Annotated in this window: 10 protein-coding genes; 5 read left to right on the top strand and 5 right to left on the bottom strand. The window is 70.2% G+C overall.

Going from position 1 to position 16,209, the window contains the following annotated elements; genetic code table 11:
• Window positions 1–23 precede the first annotated feature (23 nt).
• Window positions 24–1,544 carry a DEAD/DEAH box helicase gene (locus FFS56_RS02325; protein WP_046749837.1) on the bottom strand — a complete coding sequence of 507 codons (1,521 nt, stop codon included), beginning with the start codon at window positions 1,542–1,544 and terminating at the stop codon, window positions 24–26.
• Window positions 1,545–1,740: 196 nt separating this feature from the next.
• Here FFS56_RS02325 and FFS56_RS02320 point away from each other — a divergent pair, with 196 nt between their 5' ends.
• Window positions 1,741–2,454 carry a ferritin-like fold-containing protein gene (locus FFS56_RS02320; RefSeq protein WP_046749551.1) on the top strand — a complete coding sequence of 238 codons (714 nt, stop codon included), beginning with the start codon at window positions 1,741–1,743 and terminating at the stop codon, window positions 2,452–2,454.
• Window positions 2,455–2,507: 53 nt separating this feature from the next.
• Here FFS56_RS02320 and FFS56_RS02315 read toward each other — a convergent pair whose 3' ends face one another.
• Together FFS56_RS02315 and FFS56_RS02310 are read right to left on the bottom strand one after the other, a co-directional pair.
• Window positions 2,508–2,795: a hypothetical protein gene (locus FFS56_RS02315; protein ID WP_046749550.1), complete on the bottom strand. Its 288-nt coding sequence runs from the start codon at window positions 2,793–2,795 to the stop codon at window positions 2,508–2,510.
• Window positions 2,796–2,802: 7 nt separating this feature from the next.
• Window positions 2,803–3,027, bottom strand: coding sequence for a DUF3107 domain-containing protein (locus FFS56_RS02310; RefSeq protein ID WP_046749549.1), 225 nt, complete (start codon window positions 3,025–3,027; stop codon window positions 2,803–2,805).
• Between the two features lie 172 nt (window positions 3,028–3,199).
• On the opposite strand from FFS56_RS02310, the gene FFS56_RS02305 reads away from it, so the two are divergent.
• Together FFS56_RS02305 and FFS56_RS02300 are read left to right on the top strand one after the other, a co-directional pair.
• Entirely contained in the window at window positions 3,200–6,427 is a 3,228-nt protein-coding gene (locus tag FFS56_RS02305) for an ATP-dependent DNA helicase (protein ID WP_137771883.1), read from the top strand.
• Complete coding sequence (locus FFS56_RS02300) at window positions 6,424–9,948, top strand: ATP-dependent DNA helicase (protein WP_249352927.1); 3,525 nt, start codon at window positions 6,424–6,426, stop codon at window positions 9,946–9,948. Before FFS56_RS02305 ends, FFS56_RS02300 begins: the two co-directional genes overlap by 4 nt.
• Here FFS56_RS02300 and FFS56_RS02295 read toward each other — a convergent pair.
• Window positions 9,894–11,270 (bottom strand): hypothetical protein, encoded by a 1,377-nt coding sequence (locus FFS56_RS02295; RefSeq protein WP_249352925.1) that lies wholly within the window; start codon window positions 11,268–11,270, stop codon window positions 9,894–9,896. The genes FFS56_RS02300 and FFS56_RS02295 overlap by 55 nt on opposite strands.
• A gap of 64 nt (window positions 11,271–11,334) precedes the next feature.
• Here FFS56_RS02295 and nudC point away from each other — a divergent pair, with 64 nt between their 5' ends.
• Both nudC and FFS56_RS02285 read left to right on the top strand, forming a co-directional pair.
• A complete protein-coding gene (nudC, locus tag FFS56_RS02290) occupies window positions 11,335–12,216 on the top strand; it encodes an NAD(+) diphosphatase (RefSeq protein ID WP_127012379.1) in 882 nt (293 codons plus the stop codon).
• A complete protein-coding gene (locus FFS56_RS02285) occupies window positions 12,213–13,934 on the top strand; it encodes an ATP-dependent helicase (RefSeq protein WP_127012378.1) in 1,722 nt (573 codons plus the stop codon). Before nudC ends, FFS56_RS02285 begins: the two co-directional genes overlap by 4 nt.
• Window positions 13,935–14,767: 833 nt before the next feature.
• On the opposite strand, the gene FFS56_RS02280 is transcribed toward FFS56_RS02285, so the two are convergent.
• Complete coding sequence (locus FFS56_RS02280) at window positions 14,768–16,177, bottom strand: zinc-dependent metalloprotease (protein ID WP_046749545.1); 1,410 nt, start codon at window positions 16,175–16,177, stop codon at window positions 14,768–14,770.
• Window positions 16,178–16,209 lie beyond the last annotated feature (32 nt).

The raw sequence follows: 16,209 nt of genomic DNA, 5'->3' as shown, positions 1-16,209 counted from the left end.
ATGCGCCCTCTCGGTGTGACGACTCAGGCTCCCGCGACGGGAGCGGCCCCTGCTCCGGAACCCCCGCGGCGACGGCGGCGACGGCGTGCGGGCGCCGGCTTGCCGTCGTGGTGCTCCTTACCAGCGCCATCGTGGGTCCCTGCGCCCTCGGCTCCGCGATCGGACGATGGCGCGGTCTCTCCCTCGCCGCTGGACGACGACGCGGCGCCCTCGGCGAACGTCGAGCCCACGGGCGTCGAGCTGTTGCGGCGACGCCGGCGACGACGGGTACCGCTCTCGTCGGTGCCCTCCGCCGCGGCGTCGGTCGCCCGCTCGGGGCGACGGCTGCGCTCGGTCTTGACGGACTCCGTCTTGGGCGCCGACACCAGGCGGCCCTTCGTGCCGTGGGGGATGTCGAGGTCCTCGTACAGGTGCGGGCTCGACGAGTAGGTCTCGATGGGCTCGGGCTGACCGAACTCGAGGGCCCGGTTGATGAGGGCCCACTTGTGCAGGTCTTCCCAGTCGACGAAGGTGACCGCGATCCCGGTCTTGCCCGCGCGGCCGGTACGGCCGGCGCGGTGCAGGTACGTCTTGTCCTCGTCCGGAATGGTGTGGTTGATCACATGGGTGACGTCGTCGACGTCGATGCCTCGAGCGGCGACGTCGGTCGCGACGAGCACGTCCTTCTTCCCCGCCTTGAAGGCGGCCATCGAACGCTCACGCTGGTCCTGGCCCATGTCTCCGTGCACGCCGCCGACGTTGAAACCGCGGTCGCTCAGCTCGTCGACGAGCCGCTGCGCCGCACGCTTGGTGCGGGTGAAGATCACGGTCTTGCCGCGCCCCTCCGCCTGCAGGATGCGGGCGATGACCTCGTCCTTGTCCATGGAGTGAGCGCGGTACACGAGGTGCTTGATGTTGGCCTGCGTGAGGCCCTCATCGGGGTCGTTGGCGCGGATGTGGATCGGGTTCGACATGAAGCGACGCGCGAGGGCGACGATCGGACCGGGCATGGTCGCGGAGAACAGCTGCGTGTGGCGGACGGCCGGCACCTTCTGGAAGATCTTCTCGATGTCGGCGAGGAAGCCGAGGTCGAGCATCTTGTCGGCCTCATCGAGCACGACCTCGGTCGCGTTCGAGAGGTCGAGCAGGCGCTGGCCGGCGAGGTCGATCAGTCGGCCGGGGGTGCCGACCACGATCTGCGCTCCCGCCTTCAGCTGGTCGATCTGGCCCTCATAGGCCTTTCCGCCGTAGATGGCGACGACGCTGGTGGAGCGGTTGCTGGTGAGCAGGTCGATGTCCTCGTACACCTGCACCGCGAGCTCACGGGTCGGCACCACGATGAGCGCCTTGACGCCGTGCTCCGGGTTCTTGCCGAGACGCTGGACGACCGGGATGCCGAAGCCGAAGGTCTTGCCGGTTCCCGTCTTGGCCTGACCGATGATGTCCTGGCCGGGAAGGCCGAGGGGGATGGTCTGCTCCTGGATGGGGAACGCGTCCACGATGCCCTTGGCGGCGAGTGCGTCGACGATGTCCTGATCGATGCCGAGATCGGCGAAAGTTGTCACTTTGTTCAGATTGCCTGTCCGGCGACCCTGCGGGATCGCCACGTTCACGGATCCACGCCGTCTCTTGTGCCACAGGCGCGGGGCCCCGCTCCGACGGCGGGGACACGCCCAGCCTACCCGAGGGGTGCCGCAGGCCGGGAAGAGGGCTTCCGCACGAGTATTGTGAACGTCGTGGTGGACTCGGGAGGACGACCTCGTGGTTAAGTGGTTCTGGCAGCGCGATGCGGCGCCGCGACGCACCCTCGCCTTGCGCGGCAGGGGAGAGCAGGGAGATGCGACGCGCATCGACTTCGCCGAGCTCGCCCCCGAGCTGAACCGCTTCCTCGGACAGGCCGCCTATCTGCAGCTGGGCTACTTCGAGACGCTGACGCGTCTCATCCGCGGCACCCCCGAGCTCTCCGAGAAGGAGTCGCTCTCGCGCGCAGCCGGAGCCGCGCTCACCAAGCACCGCGGGATCGTGGAGCTCATCGCGGAGCGGGGGGACGACCCGACGCAGCTGATGCTGCCGTTCCGGGAGAACCTCGATGCGTTCCGTCGGAAGACCATCGGCGCCCGCCCTCGCGAGACGCTGCTCGCCGTCTACATCACCGCAGGGATGTTGGACGACTTCTACCTCGCGCTCGCCTCCAGCTACGGGGAGACCGGGCACCGCGTGGCGCAGATCCTGCGCGAGGACGATGCCAGGCACGAGATCGTCGCCATCGTGCAGGAGACCATCGAGAGCGATGAGGAGTGGCGGTCGCTGCTGTCGATGTGGGCCCGCCGTCTCGTCGGCGACACCATCCTCGTCTGTCGCTCGGCGCTGCGGCCGGAGCGTCTCGACGTCGACGAGGAGCGGATCGAGCCGGTGTACACCGAGCTCATGGGCGCTCACGCACGGCGCATGGACGCCATGGGACTCGCGTCCTGACCCGACATCGCCACACGCGCGGTCGGTTCGAGGCGGTCAGATTCCGACGGCGGTCAGATTCCCAGCGCGACTCGCTTCTGGGCGTCGGCGCGCTTGCGCATCCCGGTGATCGCCACGGTCGCCAGTGCAGCGACGATGGGGGCTCCGAGGACGCTCGCGAGCCACAGCCAGATGCTGTCCTCGCCCACGCCCGCCCACTGCAGCGCGGTGTACAGGACCGCAGCCACCGCGGTCGCGATGGCGGGGGTCAGAGCGACACCGCGCAGCTCACGACCGCCGATCAGGAAATGTGCGGCGATCCCGAGAGCGCACGCGCCGATGAGTGCGAGGAGGATGTACATCGTCGGGTCAGGCGACGAAGCCGACGCGGCGGGATTCCTCGGTGCCCAGCTCGATGTACGCGAGGTTCGCGGTCGGGACGATGTAGGAGTTGCCCTTCACGTCGGCGAAGCTCACGTGCGACGCGCTCTGCTCGAGGGCGGTGGCGACCTGGGTGCGCACCTCTTCGGCGCTTGCGCTGGTGTCGAAGCTCAGTTCACGGCCGGTGTTGATGATGCCGATGCGGATTTCCACGCGTGCTCCTTGAAGTTCGGGGACTGCGCCAACTCTACCCCGGGAGTACAGGCCGGGATCGGCGGTCGCGGCCTGTTTCGCCGTGAGCGCACAGGGGGAAGGCACCATGGCTGCGGGCGGCCTCAGGCGGGTGGGGACGGTGATGTCCGCGCGTCCGGATAGCGTTGATGTCATGACACCGGATTCCGCTCAGCGTGCTGTGATCGCCGCGGAGTCGCACGCGTCCGGTGTCATCATCGGCGCACCGGGCACGGGGAAGACCCGCACCCTCATCGACCGCGTCGTCCACCTTCTCGATGCAGACGCCCTGCGCCCCGAAGAGGTGCTCGCCCTCACCCCGAACCGTCAGGCGGCGACGGCGCTGCGCGACCGGATCGGAGTCAGGATCGGGCAGGCCACGCCGGGTCCGCTCGCGAGATCGCTCGGCTCGTTCGCCTTCCAGCTCGTGCGGGGGGCGATGGTGAAGGAGGGGTCCGAGCCGCCGGCGTTGTTGACGGGCGCGGATCAGGACCGCATCATCGCCGAGCTCCTCGCCGGTGACGCGGAGGACATGCGCATCCCGTGGCCGGAGAGCCTGAGCGCGTCGGTGCGGGCGTCGAAGGGATTCCGCTCCGAGCTGCGCGCTTTCCTCGCCGAGTGCACCGAACTCGGGGTGGACGCTGCGGAGCTTCGTGCATCGGGCAACGCCGTGTGGGCGGCGACGGCGGAGTTCCTCGTGGAGTACCGAGCCGTGCTCGACGCCCTAAGATCCGCACATCGCGATGCCGCCGACCTGCTCAGCGAGGCGAGCGCCATCCTGCACACGGCCGATCCGGCGACTCTCGGCCCGTTGGCACCGCTGCGCGTGGTGCTCATCGACGACGCTCAGGAGCTCACCCGCGGCGGCATATCGGTCGTGAAGGCCCTGCGGAGTCGGGGGATCGCCGTGCTGGCGTTCGGCGATCCGGATATCTCTTCCGGCTCCTTCCGCGGAGCCAGCCCCGAGCTGTTCGCGCAGCTCGCCGGGGTGCTGGGGGATGTGCACGTGCTCGATGGCCCCCATCGTCAACGTCCGGCGCTCACGGCGCTCACCCGCACGGTGACGCAGGCGATCGGCGTGTCGGGGCGGGTGGAGCATCGGCGGGCGCCTGTGCCGGCGACGGCCGATGACGTCGACGCCGGAGTCTCCACGTTCATCGCCCCGTCTCCCTACGAAGAGCTCGATCGCATCGCCGGTGTCATGCGCGAATGGCACCTCTCCGAAGGGATCCGGTGGGATCGGATGGCGGTCATCGCCCACGACACCCGGCAGGTGACCACGCTCGAGACCGAGCTCGCCGCCAGGGAGATCCCGACGCGCGCAGCCGGTGTGCAACGCCCGCTCGGCAGCGAGGGGATCGTGCGCGACATCGTCGGCATCGTTCGTCTGGCTCTCACGCCCGTCGAAGAGCGCACCTCGACCGCGCTCGAGGAGGCGCTGCGCACCCCGTTCGGGGGGATGGACGCCATCGGGCTGCGGCGCCTGCGCGCCCGGCTCCGACACGTCGAGCTCGAGCAGGGCGGCTCCACCCCCGCGCGGGAGCTGCTGCGGCAGGCGATGGCGAATCCTGCCCACCTCACTCTCATCGACGCTCCGGAGTCGCGCACTGCGGAGAGGTTCGCCGAGACCATCCAGGCTCTCGCCAGCGGTGCGGATGCCGGCGAGACGATCCACGACCTGCTCTGGCGGGTGTGGGACCAGGCCCGAGCCGTCGACGGGCGTCGACTGCAGGTCGCCTGGCGCGAGATCTCGCTGCTGCCGACGGGGGCGGAGACCGCGCGTTCGCTCGACGCGCTCGTGTCGCTGTTCGACGCGGCCAAGCGCTTCGTCGAACGCACCCCCAACGAGAGGCCGGAGGTGTTCGTGCGGGACATCCTCGACAGCGAAGTTCCCGAGGACTCGCTGTCGACTCCCGATCGGCCGGGAAAGGTCACGCTGCTGACCCCTGCAACGGCGCTCGGCACCGAGTTCGATGCGGTCGTCGTCGCCGGCGTGCAGGACGGCATCTGGCCGAATGTGCGCCTTCGCGGTGGACTGCTGCAGACGTGGCGTCTGCCCGACGCGATCCAGGCCGTCCGCACGGGGATGGCGATCGAGCCGCCGGGCGTCCTCGACCGGCGACGGGCTGCGCTCCACGACGAGTTGCGTCTGTTCGTCCGTGCCGTGTCACGTGCGCGCGATCGGCTCCTGATCACTGCGGTGGACGACGACGATCTGACTCCCAGTCCGTTCTTCGGCTTCCTGCCCGCTCCCGAGCCGCCTGAGCGGCATGCCTCGGCGGAGCATCCGCTCACCCTGCGAGGCCTGGTCGCACGGCACCGACGCGCCCTCACCACGACATCCGCCGAACCCGTGCGGCGAGTCGCCGCTGCGCAGCTCGCCGTCCTCGCCCGCGAGGGGGTCCCGGGTGCGGACCCCGCCGAATGGTACGGAGTGACGCCCGTCTCCACCGATGCGCCGCTGCGCGACCTCGCGGTCACGGGTGCGCGGGTCTCGCCCTCGAAGATGGAGTCCTACGAGGAGTGCGGTCTCAACTGGGTCGTCTCGGCACTCGGCGGCGACACCGTGATGCCGCCGACGGCGGGCATAGGCACGATCGTGCACGAGGCGATGGAGCGGGTTCCCGACGGAGACCTGGACCAGATGCGGGCGATCGTGGCCGAGCAGTGGCCGGAGCTCGACTTCGAGACCGAATGGATCGGACGCAAGGAGCGACGCCGTGCCGATCTGCTCGTCGACAGGCTGCACGCCTACCTGGGCGACGTCCGTCGGGAAGGCGGAAGGGTGATCGGCAGCGAGGTCGAGTTCCGCTTCGCCGTCGACGTGGCGGGGGCGAGCGGCGAGGATGAGGATGTCGTGCCGACCGTGCAGGCGGTGGGGGAGAGCAGGGCGAATCAGGCGATCATCCACGGCTACATCGATCGGGTGGAGGCCTACCCCGCCGGCGCGGGTGAGCATGCGGCGGCGCGAGGCCGCGGATGGCAGCCCATGTCGGGCGGTCCGGAGGGCCCGACGGTCGTCGTCGATCTGAAGACGGGCAAGAACGATCCGGAATCCGACTCCGGCGTGCTCGAGCATGCGCAGCTGGCCGCCTATCAGATCGCGGTGCAGCAGGGACTCGTCGAGGGGGCGCCGCCGGCTTCACTCGCCGGAGCGCGGCTCGTGATCGTCTCGAAGACCCTCGCGAAGAGCGACTACCGCATCGCCCATCAGCACACGCTCGACGACGAGTCGCGCTCGGCCTTCCTGATGCGCGTATCGGATGCGGCGCGTGGCATGTCGGCTTCGAGCTTCACAGCGCAGGTCGAATCGCACTGTGCCGACACCCAGCGTCGGGTGCATCCCTGCCGTATTCACACGGTGCCGGCGGTGAGCTCGTGACGGGGGAGAACGGCGCACGGTGGAGCGTCGGCGTCTCGATCTCCGCGACCGACATCGCCGCCGCGCTGGGCCAGCCTTCGCCGACCCCCGCCCAACAGCGTGTGATCGAGGCGCCCCCGGAACCTGCGCTCGTGGTCGCGGGTGCCGGCAGCGGGAAGACCGAGACGATGTCGGGGCGCGTCGTGTGGCTCGTCGCCAACGGGCACGTGCGCCGCGACGAGATCCTCGGCCTCACCTTCACGCGCAAGGCTGCGGGTGAGCTCGCGGAGCGGATCGGCCATCGGCTCGCGGTCATCGACGAGTACGGTCGTCGTGGACTCCTGCCCCATCTCCCGGCGATCGTGGCGGACGGATCACTGCGCAGGGTGGAGGAGGCGGCGCCCGGCCGCCAGCGCGAGGTGGTCCGTGCACACGTGCTCGACGAGCTCGCCGCCCAGCGCGGGACCGGGTGGGACCCGGTGATCCCTCGGGCGGCGGAGGACCTGATGATCCGGCCTCGGGTCTCGACCTACAACGCCTTCGCGGACGGCATCGTCCGCGAGCACGCTGCACGCATCGGGCGAGACCCCGACGTGGCGATGCTCAGACAGGCGGCCTCCTGGATGCTCGCGCGCGAGGTCGTGCTGCGTAGCGATCTCCCTGAGCTGGAGAACATCGACTTCGCGCTCGGCACGGTCATCGATGCGGTGCAGCGGCTCGCCGGAGACGCCCTCGACCACCGTGTGGACCTGGATCTCGCCGAGCGCATCGCCCGGGAGCAGGCCCTCGCCTTCGAGCCCTATCGGAGCAACGGCGATGTCGAGAAGGCGGCCGTGAACCTGCTCAGTCTTCCGACGCTGTCGAGCCTGGTGCGCGACTACATCGCGGAGAAGCATCGTCGCGGCGTGCTCGACTTCGCCGATCAGGTCGGCGGCGCATACGACATCGTCGAGTCGGCGCCCGATGTGCGCGCCGAGCTCCGCGAGCAGCATCGCGTGGTGCTGCTCGACGAGTATCAGGACACGTCGGTCATCCAGACCCGCTTCCTCGCGGAGCTCTTCCGTGACTCGGCGGTGATGGCCGTGGGCGACCCGCACCAGTCGATCTACGGCTGGCGAGGGGCGAGCGCCGACAATCTTTACGCGTTCTCCGGCACGTTCTCGAGCACGGGCGCGGCGCATACCTACAGCCTCATGACCAGCTGGCGCAACGACCGCCGTATCCTCGGGATCGCGAACCGGGTGCTCGAACCGCTCCAGCGGCCCGGGCTCGACGTGCCCCCGCTCGAACCCCGTCCTGGGGCGGGAGAGGGCACCGTGACCGTGGAGTACCCCTTCACGGTCGACGAGGAGGCAGCAGCCGTGGCGGAGTGGTTCTCCGAGCGTCGAGCGGCACACGATGCCCGCGACACGGCAGCGGCACACGCGACGAAGCCGCACACCGGCGCGATCCTGTTCCGCTCGAAGCGGCACATGCAGACGTTCGCGGCTGCGCTTGCAGCCCGGGGGATCCCGCATCGGATCCTCGGTCTCGGCGGACTGCTGGCGACGCCGGAGGTCGTCGACGTCGTCTCGACGCTCCGCGTGGTGCACGACCCCACGGCGGGATCGGCGCTCATCCGACTGCTCACCGGGCCGCGATTCGGCGTGGGGGTGGCCGACATGGCGGCGCTCTACGACCTCGGGCGCACGCTCTCGGAGCGTGACCCCGCGATGGCTCCGCTGCCTGAGGAGATCCGTTCGCGGCTGCGCGGGTCGCGGGGCGCCGACGAGGCGGTGTCGATCATCGACGCCGTCGACGTGGTCAGGGCCGTGCGCGACGACTACAGACTGCTCGAAGCGATCACCCCGGACGGGCGGGCACGCGTGCGCGCCGCGGGCGAGATGCTGGAGCGTCTGCGACGAGCGTCCTCGCAGCCGATCCCGGAGCTGATCCGCCTGATCGAGCTCGAACTGCGGTTGGACATCGAGTTGGCGGCGAACGAGACCAGAGGGCCTGCCCGGATCGCCGCGACGCAGCTGCGCGCGTTCTCCGACGAGGTCAGGGCCTTCCTCGCCGCCGACGACCGGGGGAGCATCGGCAGCCTGCTGGCCTGGCTCGACAAGGCGGAGAGCACGGACGAGCTCATGCCTCGGCCGGAACCGCCGGAACCCGGCGTCGTGCAGCTGCTGACGATCCACGGCTCGAAGGGCCTGGAGTGGGATGCCGTCGCGGTCGTCCGACTCGTGGTCGACGAGCTTCCGAGCCGTGTCTCCGACGCCTCAGGGTGGTTCGGGTTCGGCGTCGTCCCCTTCGCTCTGCGCGGCGACCGAGATGCGCTGCCCCGCTTCGAGTGGGACCCCGTCGGGGCGATGGGCGACGAGACCGACCCCGTCAAGCGTCAGAAGCTCGCGCAGGCGTCGCTCTCCGGCGGCGCGACCAAGGCGAATCCGCAGGGGGGCGCGATCAAGCGCTTCAAAGACGCGTACCGGGCGTATCAGCAGCAGGAAGAGCGACGTCTGGCGTATGTCGCGGTCACCCGTGCGCGGACCGATCTGCTCTTGAGCGGCTCCCACTGGGCGGGGCAGAAGTCCCCGCGCACGCCGAGTCCCTATCTGCTCGAAGCCATCGAGGCGCAGGGGTTCGAGGAAATCGATCAGGTCGATCCGGACGACAATCCGTATGAGGGCCCCGGTTCCACGCTCCGCTGGCCCCTCGACCCGCTGGGCGCTCGGCGGGGTGTCGTGTCCGCAGCGGCAGCGGCTGTCGAAGAGGCCACGCTCCGGGGAACGGCAGAACCCTCGATCGAGCTCGCTCGTCTGCTCGCCGAGCGTGCGGCCAGACAGCGCGGTGCCGATGCGGAAGCGCCGACGCGCGTGCCGGCCTCGAGGTTCAAGGACTATGTCACCGACTTCTCCGGAACCCTCTCGTCGATCGTCAGGCCGATGCCGGAGCGGCCCTACCGGCAGACCCGCCTCGGCACGCTGTTCCACGCCTGGGTGGAGCAGCGGTCCGAGCTCGTGGGCGTCGGCAGCCGTGTGGATGAGGCGCTCTGGGAGCTCGATGAGGAGGAGGCGCCGATCGAGGCCGAGCACCTGACGAGGGCGTCGGGGGAGGGGCGCGGAACGACCGCCGACGCCGCCGACCTCGCCGTGCTGCAGGCGACGTTCGAGCGCAGCGAGTGGGGAGGATTGCAGCCCATCGCCGTCGAGATCGAGATCGACTTCGTGCTCGGTGCAGGCCTCTCCGCGGACGAGGCTGCGGGGGGTCACATCGTCATCTGCAAGCTCGATGCCGTGTACCGGCGCGCCGACCGCGGCGGCCGCGTCGAGATCGTCGACTGGAAGACCGGCAAGGCCCCGCGCACCGCCGCCGAGCGGGAGGAGCGCATGCTGCAGCTCGCGCTCTACCGTCTCGCGTACCACCGCAGATTCGACGTACCGCTGGAGGAGATCGATGTCGCGCTGTACTACGTGGCCGACGACCTGATCATCCGCGACGATCGGATCTACTCGGAGGAAGAGCTCTTCCAACGCTGGAGTGCCGCTCGCGCGGCGCGCTGAGCTTCCTCGGAGTCATCCTCGTCGTACGCGGTCTCCGACTGCGCCCCGGAAATGCCATGCCTGTCCCCGGCATCGGTGCGGTGGGTGCCGGCGAAGATGCTCCGCGCTTCGGAGAGGTCCTCGGTCTCGCGGTCGAGCATCCCGGCGCGGTGGGAGCTGTCGTCCCGCTCCTGTCCCTGGCCTTCGGCACCGCTGCGAAGCGGTTCGACGACATCGGTGGAAGTCGCGTCGGTCGCGCCTTCCTCCGATTCGGCCGGAACGTCGATCCACAGCTCCTCGGGGTTGTAGGCGTCGGTCTGCATCGACGTGTCGACCTCGGTCACGGCGTCTCGGGGCACGCGGTCGAGTGCGTCCATGGCAGAGTCGACTCCGGCGCTGCGGGCATCGATCACGCTCAGGTCATCGGTACGCAGACCCTCGGCGAGAGCCTCGAGCAGCGCGGCCGCGTCGTCGACGATATCCGGTCGATGCATGGCGTCGCCGTGCACGAGCCACCGTGCGAACTCGAGCTCGGCGAGCAGACGAGCACGCACTTCGAGGCCGGCGTCCGGTGCGCGGTCGAGTGCGCCGGAGTACGCGGCGTGGACATCGTCGGACGCCTCGGGTGCCGCGGAGAGCCACGACAGATCGACCGCAGGATCACCGATCGACAGTCCATGCCAGCCCAGGAGCCCGATGACTTCGGGGCCGCGTTCCGGGTCGTCCTCGAACAGGAAGGACGTCGACTGCAAGCCGCCGAGCACGACGGTGGACTCGAAGCGCCACAGGTCGTCGTCGGCGACGGCGTCGCGCCATCGCACGGTGAGACGCGCGGGAACCCTCCCCGTCGATGCGGCCGTGTCGATCAGGCGATCCAGCTCGGCGCGGCTCTCCTCGGCCGTGCGTGTGGCCAGTCCCGCCCCGCGGACCACCGAGGTGGGCATGCTGTGCACCGCGGCGATCGCTGACCCCATCGACGGGGCAGCGCCGCGCCCCGCCGGCACGTGGGCCGCGTCGATCTGGAACCCGGGCAGCAGCTCGGTGACGAGCGCGCGTCCCTCGCCGAGTCGGGTCTCCCCGATGTAGGCCGGCACCCGGAACGGCAGCATCGCTCGAGCGCCGTCGGTGAGAGCACGAAGCGCGATCGCCTCGGCGGCGAGTTCGCGCGCCGTCTCGTCGTCGTCTGCGACGCGGATCGCGAGCTCACGGCCATCGGCCAGGGTGGCGATGGCCGAATCGAACCGGCCCTCGCCGTCCGCGCTCAGACCACGGGCACCCGTGACCTCCGCCCCGGGCAGTGCGGCGGTCACTGCCGCGGCTAGAGTGAAAGGAGAGCGTCCCATGCCCCCAGGTTAGGTCGGCTCAGGGGCGGTCCCGCCTCCGCCACGCCCGTGAAAGAGGGAGTCGATGACCATTCAGCGCCCGTCCCTCGACCGAGCGGCCGAACTCCGCGAAGAACCGGATGTGCTCGCCCGTCTCCGCGACGACCCGGCGACGCGCGTCATCGTGGTCCGTGAAGGTCGTGTCAGAGTCGTCGACTCCGCACTCGTGCGCGTCGCACCCGATGCCGTCGTGGAGGCGAGCTGGGCGCTTCTGGGGCGCGATCTCGACGGCACCCTGCTGCTCCTCGCGGCCGCCCCGCCGGAGAACGATGCTCTCGACACGGCGCCGGACGAGATCTGGCTGGGACTGCGCGATCTGGGTGGTCGCATCGACGGCCGGGAATCCGAGCTGCTCATCAGCGCGATCGCGCTTGCCGGCTGGCTTCAGGACGCGGCGTTCTGCCCCACGTGCGGAGGGGAGACCGAGCTCCGACAGGCGGGCTGGTCCCGGCGCTGTCTCGTCTGCGGACGGCAGCACTTCCCCCGCACCGACCCCGCCGTGATCGTCGCCGTCGAGAGCAGGGATGGCCAGCGCCTGCTGCTGGGCGCCAACGCGAACTGGGGCGGGCGGATGTTCTCCTGCTTCGCGGGGTTCACGGAAGCGGGGGAGTCCCTCGAATCCACCGCCTACCGTGAGATCGAGGAGGAGTCGGGTGTGCGTCTGTCCGCCCTCCGATACGTCTCCTCGCAGCCCTGGCCGTTCCCGCGGTCGCTCATGGTCGGCTTCCGCGCCGTCGTCGACGACGAGACGACCGCGCGCGCCGACGGCGAGGAGATCATCGAGGTCCGCTGGTTCACACGTGCCGAGATCGGATCCGCGCTCGCCGGAGACGGACCGGTCGGGCTTCCAGGACCTGCATCGATCGCTCGGGCGCTGATCGTCGACTGGTACGAGGACAGGGCGTGAGCGCACTCGATGCCCTCGATGAGCGGCAGCGGGCGGCGGCATCCGTGCTGCGTGGTCCCGTCGTCGTGCTCGCGGGAGCCGGAACAGGCAAGACCAGGGTGATCACCCACCGCATCGCCCACGGTGTCGACACCGGGGCTTACTCGCCGTCGCGTGTGATGGCCGTGACCTTCACGGCGAAGGCTGCGGGGGAGCTCCGCGGACGGCTGCGCGCGCTCGGCGTCGAGGGCGTCGCCGCTCGCACCTTCCACGCGACGGCACTCGCGCAGCTGAACTTCTTCTGGCCCACTCTGGCCGGCTCGCCCGCACCGTCGATCATCGACAACAAGGTGCGGATGCTCGGGCAGGCTGCCGATGCGATCCGCCTCCGGCCCAGCACCGCGACGCTGCGGGACATCGCCTCGGAGATCGAGTGGCGCAAGGTCTCGATGCTCTCGATCGACCAGTACGCCGCGCTGGGTCGGCCGGTCTCCGGGGTCGACGCGACGCAGCTGGTCGAGCTGATGCGCGGGTACGAGGCGCTCAAGGACGACCGCCGTCAGCTCGACTTCGAAGACGTGCTCCTGGCGTGTGCCGGCATGCTCGAGGCCGAGCCGCGCGTGGCCTCGTCCGTCCATGAGCAGTACCGTCACTTCACGGTCGACGAGTTCCAGGACGTGTCTCCGTTGCAGAACCGTCTGCTCGAGCTGTGGCTCGGGGACCGGCACGACATCTGCGTCGTGGGTGACGCCAGCCAGACGATCTACTCGTTCGCCGGGGCCGAGCAGCGGTTCCTCCTCGAGTTCGAGCGCCGCCACCCCGACGCCACGGTGGTGCGACTGGAGACCAACTACCGCTCGCAGCCGCCGATCCTCACCGCGGCGAATGCGCTGATGCGGGGTCGTCCCGGCGCGCTCGAACTCGTACCGGCGCGCGAGCAGTTCACTGCGGACGCGCCCACGATCACCGCGTACGACACCGAGGGCGAGGAGGCTGCGGGGATCGCCGCCGGCATCTCCGCCCGTATCGAAGCCGGCACCTCTCCCGACGAGATCGCAGTGCTCTATCGCGCTCATGCCCAGTCCGCCGTGCTGCAGCAGGCGCTCGCCGCCGAGGGCATCGCGACCACGGTCCTCGGGGGGACGAGGTTCTTCTCGATGCCGGAGGTCCGCCAGGCGATCCTCGCCCTTCGCGCTGCGGCCGTCGCCCCGACGGAGCAGGGTTTCCTCGCCGGAGTGGAGCGCGTGCTCCGCGAGCTCGGACTCACGGAACAGCCGCCCGCTGCCGGAGGAGCGCAACGGGACGGGTGGGAGGCCCGGCGAGCGATTCTGCGGCTCGCGGAAGAAGCCGGTCCCGACTCGGACCTGCGCAGTTTCAGCGACGCCCTGATGGCGCGGGCGAAGGATCAGCACGAGCCGACGATGCGCACGGTCACCCTGTCGACTCTGCACGCGGCCAAGGGTCTGGAGTGGCCGCACGTCTACCTGGCCGGGTGGGCGGAGGGGTCGCTGCCCATCTCCTACGCGACGACGTTCGAGGCCGTCGACGAGGAGCGCCGCCTGGCGTACGTCGGTGTCACGCGCGCCGCGCGGACGCTGGCGCTGTCATGGTCGAGATCGGCGGGTCGGGGAGAGCGCGCACCGTCTCGGTTCCTCGCCGAGATGGGAACCACGGGCCGCGGCACCGGCATTCTTCGTGAAACGTCACCGAACGCCACGCGAGCGAGCCGTCAGCGCTGACCCGCACCGTGCGTCCGATGGCCGTGGCGTCGTCGGCGAGAAGCACAGCCGCGAGTCGCCCGGCCTCGGCGACCTGCGCAGCCCTGATCGGACCGGAGTCTCGGCCGATCATCTGTGCGTGCAGCAGCGGCCAGGCCGGCTCGAGGTCTCGGGCATGGGCGTCGCGACATGCGAGGCACGCCGATGCGCCGGGAACCACGAGCGGCCCGACGGTGACCCTGCCCGGCTCGAACGACACGGGCAGGTGCGCGGTGTCCTCGCGCAGAAAGCGGGCGAACTGCAGCGCGGCGGTCGCTCCGTTCACGAGCACGACACCGACACCGGGTCGCCGACCGATCTCGACCAGGGTGATTCCTTCGTCCGTCAGCGCTTCCCGCATGCGATACTCGCCGCGGCCGTCCGAGAGACCGATGCTCTCCACCCAGGCCGATCGGGCGGGCGCGGGGTCGTCGACCAGGAGCGCGTCGAGTCGAGCGAGGAGCATCCGTGCCGCCTCCCGCGGTGCGCCGGCCGCATGGGCGATCACGTCGAAGGAGCCGCGGCGGAACCCGGAGCGCAGCCGGCTGAGCAACCGCTCCACCCAGGGCTCCGCGGCGTCGAAGCGGGGACCGTCATCGTCGCCGAGCTGGAGCGTGCGCTCGTCTCGCCAGAGCAGCGGAGAGCCCGGGTCCAGGCGGGTGAGGAGTGGAGGAGTCAGCGGCATCTCTCCGATTGTGGAGAGGAACCGGGCGGTGCGGGGCCGTCTGCGGGCATCGGTGGAGAACTCCTCCGTATCCGCCAGACGGGGAGGGCGGGTGCGGTCGAGGGAGCTCCCTCGGCCACACCCGTCGTGCTCAGACCGGTCGGTCGCCCTCCGGCGCTGCGTCGTCGTCTCCGTCCGAATCCGCGGAGTTCTGGTCCGCGGGCCTGTCCTGCGAGAAGTCGTCGCCGTCGAGCAGGCGGGCCAGTGCTTCATCGAACTCGTCGGCGACGGGCTGCTCGCCGCGCTCTGCGGCCTGGAGGCGAGCCACGAGCCCGCTCGGGTCGTCGATGTCCTCGGCGGTCGGCATGAGGTCCGGGTAGTCCCACAGCGAGTCGCGGCCGCTGATGCCGACAGCATCCGTCACCGCCTGCCACATCGCGGATGCCTCGCGCATCCGACGGGGGCGGAGCTTGAGCCCGACCAGCGCGCCGAGCGCGTCCTCGGCCGGTCCGCCCACGGCACGACGGCGTCGAGCGGCCTCCGCGATACGGGCGCCGTCCGGCAGACGGGAGGTCGCCTCGGCGGTCACCACGTCCACCCAGCCGTCGATCGTCGCGATGAGGTTCTCGAGACGGGTCAGGGCTTCGCGCTGCGCCTCGCTCTGCACGGGGAGGAGCGCGCCGCCCTCGATGGCCGCGCGAAGCTCTTCGGGATCGGAGGGGTCGAGGCGACTGGCCACGTCTTCCAGAGCGTCGACGTCCACGGTGACTCCCCGTGCGAAGTCGGTGATCTGCGCCATCACGTGCAGGTGCAGCCACTTCGCGTGCCGGTAGAGCCGCGCGTAGGCGAGTTCGCGGGTGGCGAGGTACAGCGCGATCTGGTCTTCCGGGATCTCGAGCCCCTCCCCGAACGCCGTGAGGTTCTGCGGGATGATGGCCGCGGTCCCCGCAGGGAGCACGGGGATTCCCACGTCGCCACCGGAGACGACCTCGAGCGAGAGGTTTCCCAGAACCTGCCCGAACTGCGCGGCGAACACCGAGCCGCCCAGGCCCCGCATGAGCTTCCCCGCTCCCTGCACGACGCCGCGCATGTCCTCGGGCACCTGCGTGTCCAACGCCGAGGTCAGGGCGTCGGCGATGCTCGTCGACACCGGGTCGGCGATCTCCTTCCACACCGGGAGCGTCTTCTCGACCCACTCACCCCTGGTCATCGCCGTCGGAGCCTCGGAGAGCTCCGAGATCGTCGTCGCCTCGCCGAGCCACAGGTTCGCGAGCGCGAAGGAATCGGCGAGCGAGGTGCGGGAACCGTCGGTCACTCCCTGCCCGTCGCGGTTGGCGATGAACAGGGCCTGGCGCAGGGCGTTCTCCCACGGATCACCGCCGAAGGCGCCCTGGAGCTGCGACATGATGGTCTGCATCATCGCCGGGTCGAGGGTGAATCCGTCCATCCCCTCGAACGCGCCTCGAAGCGCTTCGGGGTCGATGTCCCCGCCGCCCTGGTTCGAGAGCATCTTCCGCAGGAACTCCTGGAAGTCCTCGGGTGTCGGGTCGTTGTCTGCCATGTCACTCGCCCTCTCAGCAGTTCTGTTGCCGT

This window comes from Microbacterium sp. Beta (assembly GCF_005502545.1).
GTDB lineage: Bacteria > Actinomycetota > Actinomycetes > Actinomycetales > Microbacteriaceae > Microbacterium > Microbacterium oxydans.
Note: the sequence above shows the minus strand (reverse complement) of the source record. Positions and strands in the feature narration are given on the sequence as shown.

Coding starts and splice junctions, on each gene's coding strand:
- FFS56_RS02315 (WP_046749550.1), bottom strand. CDS start 2,795: ATGTACATCCTCCTCGCACTCATCGGCGCGTGCGCTCTCGGGATCGCC.
- FFS56_RS02305 (WP_137771883.1), top strand. CDS start 3,200: ATGACACCGGATTCCGCTCAGCGTGCTGTGATCGCCGCGGAGTCGCAC.
- FFS56_RS02295 (WP_249352925.1), bottom strand. CDS start 11,270: ATGGGACGCTCTCCTTTCACTCTAGCCGCGGCAGTGACCGCCGCACTG.
- nudC (WP_127012379.1), top strand. CDS start 11,335: ATGACCATTCAGCGCCCGTCCCTCGACCGAGCGGCCGAACTCCGCGAA.
- FFS56_RS02280 (WP_046749545.1), bottom strand. CDS start 16,177: ATGGCAGACAACGACCCGACACCCGAGGACTTCCAGGAGTTCCTGCGG.